At 59.1% G+C, this 7,080-nt stretch carries 9 protein-coding genes and 2 tRNA genes; 1 reads left to right on the top strand and 10 read right to left on the bottom strand.

Annotated elements, in window-relative coordinates; all coding sequences use genetic code 11:
• From AC2VNK_RS07345 to AC2VNK_RS07300, 10 genes are all read right to left on the bottom strand, one after another.
• The coding region (locus AC2VNK_RS07345) for a heavy metal-binding domain-containing protein (RefSeq protein ID WP_486883318.1) at positions 1 to 249 on the bottom strand (249 nt) is incomplete at its 3' end.
• A gap of 179 nt (positions 250 to 428) precedes the next feature.
• The gene (locus tag AC2VNK_RS07340; RefSeq protein ID WP_291520726.1) at positions 429 to 815 is read right to left on the bottom strand and encodes a type II toxin-antitoxin system VapC family toxin; all 387 of its coding nucleotides are present in this window, start codon (positions 813 to 815) and stop codon (positions 429 to 431) included.
• Complete coding sequence (locus AC2VNK_RS07335; RefSeq protein ID WP_291520728.1) at positions 812 to 1,057, bottom strand: type II toxin-antitoxin system Phd/YefM family antitoxin; 246 nt, start codon at positions 1,055 to 1,057, stop codon at positions 812 to 814. The genes AC2VNK_RS07340 and AC2VNK_RS07335 overlap by 4 nt, the downstream gene beginning before the upstream one ends.
• Before the next feature lie 72 nt (positions 1,058 to 1,129).
• Positions 1,130 to 1,282 (bottom strand): hypothetical protein, encoded by a 153-nt coding sequence (locus tag AC2VNK_RS07330; protein WP_291520737.1) that lies wholly within the window; start codon positions 1,280 to 1,282, stop codon positions 1,130 to 1,132.
• Positions 1,283 to 1,583: 301 nt separating this feature from the next.
• Positions 1,584 to 1,659, bottom strand: a tRNA-His gene (locus AC2VNK_RS07325).
• 52 nt (positions 1,660 to 1,711) lie between these two features.
• Positions 1,712 to 2,659 (bottom strand): ribose-phosphate pyrophosphokinase, encoded by a 948-nt coding sequence (locus AC2VNK_RS07320; RefSeq protein ID WP_291520696.1) that lies wholly within the window; start codon positions 2,657 to 2,659, stop codon positions 1,712 to 1,714.
• A 48-nt stretch (positions 2,660 to 2,707) separates the two neighbouring features.
• Positions 2,708 to 2,782, bottom strand: a tRNA-Gln gene (locus AC2VNK_RS07315).
• Between the two features lie 4 nt (positions 2,783 to 2,786).
• Entirely contained in the window at positions 2,787 to 3,632 is an 846-nt protein-coding gene (ispE, locus tag AC2VNK_RS07310; RefSeq protein ID WP_291520695.1) for a 4-(cytidine 5'-diphospho)-2-C-methyl-D-erythritol kinase, read from the bottom strand.
• Positions 3,629 to 4,285, bottom strand: a complete 657-nt coding sequence (lolB, locus tag AC2VNK_RS07305) for a lipoprotein insertase outer membrane protein LolB (RefSeq protein ID WP_486883317.1) — start codon at positions 4,283 to 4,285, stop codon at positions 3,629 to 3,631. The genes ispE and lolB overlap by 4 nt, the downstream gene beginning before the upstream one ends.
• Positions 4,282 to 5,943: a tetratricopeptide repeat protein gene (locus AC2VNK_RS07300; RefSeq protein WP_291520693.1), complete on the bottom strand. Its 1,662-nt coding sequence runs from the start codon at positions 5,941 to 5,943 to the stop codon at positions 4,282 to 4,284. Before AC2VNK_RS07300 ends, lolB begins: the two co-directional genes overlap by 4 nt.
• A gap of 54 nt (positions 5,944 to 5,997) precedes the next feature.
• Here AC2VNK_RS07300 and hemA point away from each other — a divergent pair.
• Positions 5,998 to 7,080 (top strand): glutamyl-tRNA reductase (hemA, locus tag AC2VNK_RS07295; protein ID WP_486883316.1); only part of this gene is annotated, 1,083 nt, incomplete at its 3' end.

Raw genomic sequence — 7,080 nt, 5'->3', positions numbered from 1 at the left:
GGCGTTGGCCCCAAGAGACCGCGCATGCTCGGCCAGTTGTTCTAGGGCATCATCGCGGGTCTGGGCAATCATTTTCAGGTAACCGGCCTGCTTGCCGCCAAAGATGGCGCGGACGCCGCCAAGGAAATTGCCGACGATATTGCGGGATCGGACATCCGTGCCGTAGACCGGCCCGATGACCCGGACCACACGCATGCCGGGGCAGTCGTTGATGGTGAGGATGAGGACGGGTTTTTGTTCTGCTGACATAAGCTCAGTATGATTGACGGGTCATCTCTCAGCAAGCAGCATCAACCTGCGCCTCTCACGGGGTGTATGCGGGACTTCGTTGCCATGGGCCTTCTGGAACAAGTGGACGACCGCACCCGGAAAGGGCGGCCCGTAGTCTATGCCGTCCGGGCAGAATGACCGCGCACAAAGCCGCCCCTCTACACCAGCCGGACCGGCCCTTGATACCGCTCCAGTGTCACATCATTGGTCAACAGTACAAATCCCTCGACCGTCGCCTGCGCAATCAACAGCCGGTCGAACGGGTCTCTGTGAATCAACGGCAAGGTGTCCACCTCAACAGCATGTTCCCCGGATATGGGCAACTCAACGTATCCGTTGTCGATCAGCCCACGGCGCAGCAGACGCGCATCCACCTGAAAGCCTGGCCGGTTCAATCCGCTCTTTATGGCAACTTCCCAAATGCTCACTACGCTGAAAAGCAGTTCGTTTTCCAGATCAGCCATCAGCGCACGAGCGCCTACAGGCACACGCTCAAGGCTGTCCGCAGCCCACAGCAGCAGATGCGTGTCCAGCAATAGCTTCACTCGCCACCCTCGAACAAGGACTCAATTTCGTCGGCACCCATCGTGTTGAAATCATCCGGCACCTTGATCTGACCGGACAGAAACCCAAACCGCTTCCTCTGTGATGCGTCCGGCGTTTCCAGCGCGATGACCTTCACCATGGGCTTCCCCGCCTTGGCGATCACGAAAGAATCACCCTTGGCAGCCTTCTCAACCAACCTGGAAAGCTGCGTTTTCGCTTCGTGAATATTGTACGTGTGCATGACTGCCCCCATGTGGACCAAGACTAGTGAACTAAGTCTACTACAGCGCAAACGGGGAAGCGATAGAGTTGGTTACCCATGGCTTGGTGCGGCTACAAAGTCCACTTCACCCAGGCCATCAAAAATCAGCTTGACGTGCTGGGAATCTTCGCGGTAATGGATGGTGAGGTCTTCCGCCTTGTCATTCAGACGCGGGGACAATGCGGTCAGATAGATATTGTGCATCCGTACATCAGCCAGAAGTGGACCATGCCGATCCGGGATTGGAAAGCCGCCCTAAACCGCTTTATCATCCAGTTCGATGACCGGATGCTACAACGTTAAATGAAGACGCCGTTTACACAAAATTCAGGACACCCTCGGTACCCGATGATGATGCCATCGCAGTCTTTTCTGGGTCGGATGGATGCTATTTTCTATCCCTTTTTCGGATGCCGTTCTTGGGCGTGGTTGGGCAGAATTTGGGCGAAAAGTCAATTTGGTAATAAAAAAGCACCTAGGATTATACCTAAGTGCTTGTTTTATTTGGGGTGGCTGACGGGGCTCGAACCCGCGACAACCGGAATCACAATCCGGGACTCTACCGACTGAGCTACAGCCACCACTGATAGAGCGCAGATCATACAATGGCCGACGCCCAGCTGCAAGGTGGTGTTAGTCCATGAACAGCGAACTGACTGAGTCCTCTTCCGCAATCCGGCGAATGGTTTCGGCCAGCAGTTCGGCAATGGACAGCACGCGAATCTTGCTGCTGGCCTGAGCATCCGGCCTGAGCGGTATGGTGTCAGTGATGACCAATTCGTCCAGATCGGACCTTTCGATGCGCTCCATGGCGGGACCAGATAATACCGGGTGAGTACAGTAAGCGCAGACCTTGACGGCACCTCGTGCTTTGAGGGCATGGGCCGCTTCGCAGAGCGTGTTGGCCGTATCGACCATGTCGTCCACGAGAACGCAGGTGCGGCCGTCCACGTCTCCAATAATATTCATGACGACCGATTCATTGGGTCGCGGGCGCCGTTTGTCGATAATGGCGAGATCCACTTCAAGGCGTTTGGCAATGGCGCGAGCGCGAACGACGCCGCCCACGTCGGGAGAGACCACAATCAGCTCCGGATAGCTCTGGCGCCAAATATCGCCTAAGAGAATAGGTGAGGCATAAATGTTATCCACCGGTACGTCAAAGAAGCCCTGAATCTGGTCAGCGTGCAGATCCATGGTGAGGACCCGGTTGGCGCCGGCAGTGGTGATGAGATCGGCTACCAGTTTGGCGGTGATGGCTGTGCGCGAGCGTGATTTGCGATCCTGCCGGGCATAGCCGAAATACGGCATGGCAGCGGTAATGCGGTTGGCCGAGGCGCGTTTCAGCGCGTCGATCATGGTCAGCAGCTCCATGAGGTGGTCGTTGGTGGGCGCACAGGTGGGCTGGAGTACGAAAACATCCCGCCCACGCACATTTTCCAGAATTTCGACGAAGACTTCGCCATCGCTGAAGGAGCTGACTTCCGCACGACCGATGGGAATTTGCAGGAAGCGCGCCACCTGAGCGGCCAGAATGGGATTGGCGTTCCCGCTGAAGACCATGAGATTGCCGTGGGCCATGTGACGTCCTTCTCTCTTCGCAGGTGGCAAAATAGTCCTAGGACAGTTTGGCTGGGGCGCCAGGGATCGAACCTGGGAATGCCGGAATCAAAATCCGGTGCCTTACCGCTTGGCTACGCCCCAATAATCATTGCTCGGCGGGATCGTAAAGTGGGTGTTTATTACATCCACGCACGGGCCATGCGCGCCAGGGAGCAGGCACCCGCGTGGCAATTTGTTGCGCGGAAACGGCATCTGCCGCCAACCCGAAAACACAAGCACCACTACCCGTCAAACGAACGTCGTGCACGCCTTGGCTTCTTAACCAGCGCATGCCACGATGGACTTCTGGATAGCGGGCACACACCGTAGGTTCCAGGGTGTTTTCCGTTGCCCCGCCGAGAAACGCGCCTATTGTGATGGGCACATGGTGTCGTGTCAATTCAGGGGCGGTGAATATCTCCCGGGTACTTACCGATACCTGCGGATGCAGCAGCACGTAATGGCTCTCCGGGAGAGCGTCGAACACTCGCAGGCGCTCGCCCACACCCTCCGCCCAGGCGCTGCGCCCGAATATGAACACCGGAACATCAGCACCGAGGTCGGCACCAATCGCCATGAGTTCTTCGCGGTGCAGACCGGTACGCCACAGCCGGTTAAGCACGATGAGGGTGGTGGCGGCATCCGAGGAGCCACCACCGATACCCCCGCCCATGGGCAGGGTTTTGTCGATATGAACATGAACGCCCTCACGGACGCCACCGACATCGGCTAGGCGTTGCGCGGCGCGGATGCTGAGATCGTCGGCTTCGGCCACGCCTTCTGGTCCACCGCTGCGGGAAAATTGCCCGGCGGGCCGCGAGCTAAACTGGAGCTGGTCAGCCAGATCGATAAACTGAAATACCGTTTGCAGCTCGTGATAACCGTCGCTGCGTTGGTCGACAACGCGCAGCATCAGATTCAGCTTCGCGGGGGCGGGGTAATTTTCGCTCATGGGGCGCTATGGTCTCCCATCCGCCACTGGGTGATGGCCAGACGCAGGGTGATGCCCCCTGGCCCCGAGGCCTGGAGCAGTTTGGGCATGGTCAGGCCGCCTATCGGCGCATATTGGAGATAATGAATCTGCCAGGGGCCGCTGTGGAGTATTGCGGGCAGGCCGACTGGATTCAGTTGTTCGGTCGCCGTCGCGCTGCGCAGACCAAGCATCCAGTCCGGTAATTCACTCGCGGGTAGATCGACGTGGAGGACCAGCGCGAGGAGGGCACTGAGATTGTCCGCTTGTCGTGTCTCGCCATTGGCCAGTTGCAGATGCGCGCCTTGCGGGTCGGCTTCGATGCGGGCGACCGTACGGCCAAGCGTGTCGTAAATGGAAAGTTCCTGGTGTTGGGGGGACTGCTTCCAGCGGAATCCGAAATCTTCGCTCGTTTTGGGCGTGCTGAGAGCGGCCTGCCCTCTGGCTTGCCAATATTTCAGGCTGGCGACGACCTGATTTCTCTCGGTTGTTGGCAGGATGACGTGGGTGGTCGGCTGGATGGGCGGCGTGGTGGCACAGGCGGATAGCACGCCGGTGAGCAGGAGTGCGGCCAGTGTGCGGATAGGCCTTCGTGCCGGCTGCAGGGCGAATGCTCTGGGATAACGGATCATCATGGCTGGCGGGCAAGATCACTTTTGAGGGCGGCATCGTCCGGATGCTTTTGCAGTGCGCTTTGCCAGACCTGCCGGGCATCTGTGAAGCGCCCCAGTGACCAGAGGACTCGCCCGAGGTGTGCGCTCACCTCGGCATCGTCTGGCAAAGCCGTATGGGCCTTCTGCAGATACTCCAGAGCCTGCTTGTTGTCGCCTTGCACGTGATGCAGCCAGCCGACACTATCCAGAATTTCGGCATTGTCCGGGTCCAGACTGAGCGCCTTGGTCAGTAATTTTTGCGCTTCGGCCAGATCGCTGTGCCGTTCGACCAAACTGTAGCCAATGAAGTTGTAGGCTTGTGCATGGTCCGGCGCGAGGCGGATAACCGTACGCATGGCTTTTTCCATGGCCGGATAATCTTTCAGTTGCTCATAGATGGCGCCTTGGGCGTACCAGAGCCCAGGTTGGTCCGGCATGCGCTGCAAGGCCAGGCTGGTCACCTGCAGGGCTTGGTGAAGGTGGCCGCTGCCTTGCAGCAGGTTTGCTTCCAGCAGCGGAATCTGTGCCTCCTGCGGGTACGTGGCCGCCAGTGTCCGCAATTTTTCGGTGGCTTTGTCGTGATCACCGAGCAGGTATTCCACGCGTGCGCTGCGCAACTCGACCTCAGGATACAGAGGGCCGGAATGGATGCGCTGGTACCATTGCAGTGCTTCTGCCCAGCGATCCTGTGCTTCGTAGAGGCGCCCCAGATAGTAGATCGGCACCGGGGACTGGGGCGCCAGATCGCGAGCGCGCTGCAAAGCGGTTTCTGCGCTCTTCCAATCCTTCCGGCCGATGTCCATGAGGCCGAGAGAAAGGATGATATCGGGGTCATCGGGATTCTGTCGCGCCATTTCCTGGTAGAGGCGATAGGCCTGTGTCAGGCCACCCATTTTGAGGTAGAGCGCAGCCAGATATTGACGAGCGAGCGTGGCCTCCGGATGACTGGCAGTGAAACTTTGAATGCTATACAAAGCGGCGGCAGGACCCTGGGTAGCTTGCTGAGCTTCGGCGAGACTGATGGCGGCTTCCTGCCAGTCCGGACGGAGGCTGAGGGCTTTCTCCAGCCAGGGGATAGCGCGTTCTGGTTGCTTTTCAGTGAGATCAATACGTCCGAGCGCATAGTAGGCGGCTGCAGATTTCGGGTCTTTGCCGGCTAATGCAATCAACAATCGCCGCGCCTCGCCGCTGCGCCCGTGGGCCACCAGTAATTCAGCGAGTTGCAGGGTGACTTTCGGATCGTTGGGGAAACGGGCGAGCGTGGCCTGCAGCAATTGAATGGCTTGCTCATCCTGACCCATGGTGAGGAGCAGCGCGGCTTCAAACTGATCCGCTTCGGCGCTCCCAGGGGCGGCCTCCCGCCAGCGTTTGGCAAGCTGTAGGGCATCCGGAAAATCGCCGAATTGCGCGGTGACCTGAGTGGCACGCCCGAGGACGTTGGCTTCTGGCGCCAGTTTGGCGGCTTCCCGCCAGGCCAGAACGGCCAGTTGTGGTTCCTGTTGCATGGTGGCGAATTCGGCTACTAACAGATAATAAAGCTGCTCCCCGGTCATGCCACCCGAAGCGGAGTCGGCGGCTGCACCTCCGGCGGCGAGGCCAAGCACAATGCCCGCCACAATGCCCCCAAGCCTGCTCCTCATCTGCTCGTTCTCCACGTTTTTGCCAGCGGGCACAATAACCGCTAGGGACCTGGCTTGCAATCCTGTCCTGCGTCAGCGACAATTCAGCCCCTTAATCGTCGCTCTGCAGGGACGGTCGCTGCTATTTTCTGCTTTGGTCTGAGTCACCACACTGCTCCTATCGCGGTCCGGGAAAAAGTCGCTTTTTCTCCGGAAAGCCTTGCTGCGGCCCACCGCGACTTGCTGGAGCAAGGGCTGGCCAAGGAAACACTGATCGTATCCACCTGTAATCGCACGGAAATATACGTCCACGGCGGACAAGGTTACCATCGCCAGGCCTTGCAGGACTGGCTCTGCCACTTCCACGGCGTGGACCCGCGATTGCTGGATGGACATATTTATTATGCCAGCGATGCGGAGGCCGTGCGCCATCTGTTTCACGTGGCCTGCGGGTTGGATTCCATGATTATCGGAGAGCCGCAGATCCTCGGTCAAGTCAAAGATGCCTATCAGGCTGCTGCGGATAACGGTGCCGCCGGGCCGGTGCTGAATCGCCTGCTGCATTGGGCCTTCCGCGTGGCGAAACGGGTGCGGTCGGAGACAGCCATCGGTTCGGCCCCGGTCAGTGTGGCCTATGCGGCGGTGAGTCTGGCCAAACAGTTGCTGGGCAGTCTGGAAGGCAAGTCGGTGTTGCTGATCGGCGCCGGAGATACCATCGAACTGGTGGCGATTCATCTACGCGAGCATGGGGTGGGAAGATTCGCCGTAGCCAATCGCAGTGCGGAACGCGGCCAGCAGTTGGCCGAGAAATTCACTGGCGATGCCCATGCTCTGGAGGCTATCCCGCAGTTGCTGCATGACGCCGATATGGTGGTTAGCTGCACGGCGAGTCCGCTGCCCATAGTCACGCTGGAAACGATCTCCGCAGTCATGGCACAGCGGGCGCGAGGTGACCTGATGCTGGTGGATCTCGCCGTACCCCGGGACATCGCCCAGGAAGTGGAAGGTGTTGAGCAATGTTTTCTCTACACGCTGGACGATCTGAACGATATTGCCCAGGCGGGCGTGCGCGCACGCCGCGAGGCGGCAGCGGCAGCGGAGCTGATTATTGCCGAGGAGGTCGGCGAGTTCCAGCAGTGGCGGGAGAGTCTGGATGTG

It is taken from the genome of Acidithiobacillus sp. TH-A35 (assembly GCF_057473505.1).
Note: the sequence above shows the minus strand (reverse complement) of the source record. Positions and strands in the feature narration are given on the sequence as shown.

Bases quoted from the DNA above. Each gene is read 5' to 3' on its own strand.
- AC2VNK_RS07335 (WP_291520728.1), bottom strand. From the start codon at position 1,057: ATGCACACGTACAATATTCACGAAGCGAAAACGCAGCTTTCCAGGTTG.
- AC2VNK_RS07330 (WP_291520737.1), bottom strand. From the start codon at position 1,282: ATGCACAATATCTATCTGACCGCATTGTCCCCGCGTCTGAATGACAAG.
- AC2VNK_RS07320 (WP_291520696.1), bottom strand. From the start codon at position 2,659: ATGGCCCACGGCAATCTCATGGTCTTCAGCGGGAACGCCAATCCCATT.
- ispE (WP_291520695.1), bottom strand. From the start codon at position 3,632: ATGAGCGAAAATTACCCCGCCCCCGCGAAGCTGAATCTGATGCTGCGC.
- lolB (WP_486883317.1), bottom strand. From the start codon at position 4,285: ATGATGATCCGTTATCCCAGAGCATTCGCCCTGCAGCCGGCACGAAGG.
- AC2VNK_RS07300 (WP_291520693.1), bottom strand. From the start codon at position 5,943: ATGAGGAGCAGGCTTGGGGGCATTGTGGCGGGCATTGTGCTTGGCCTC.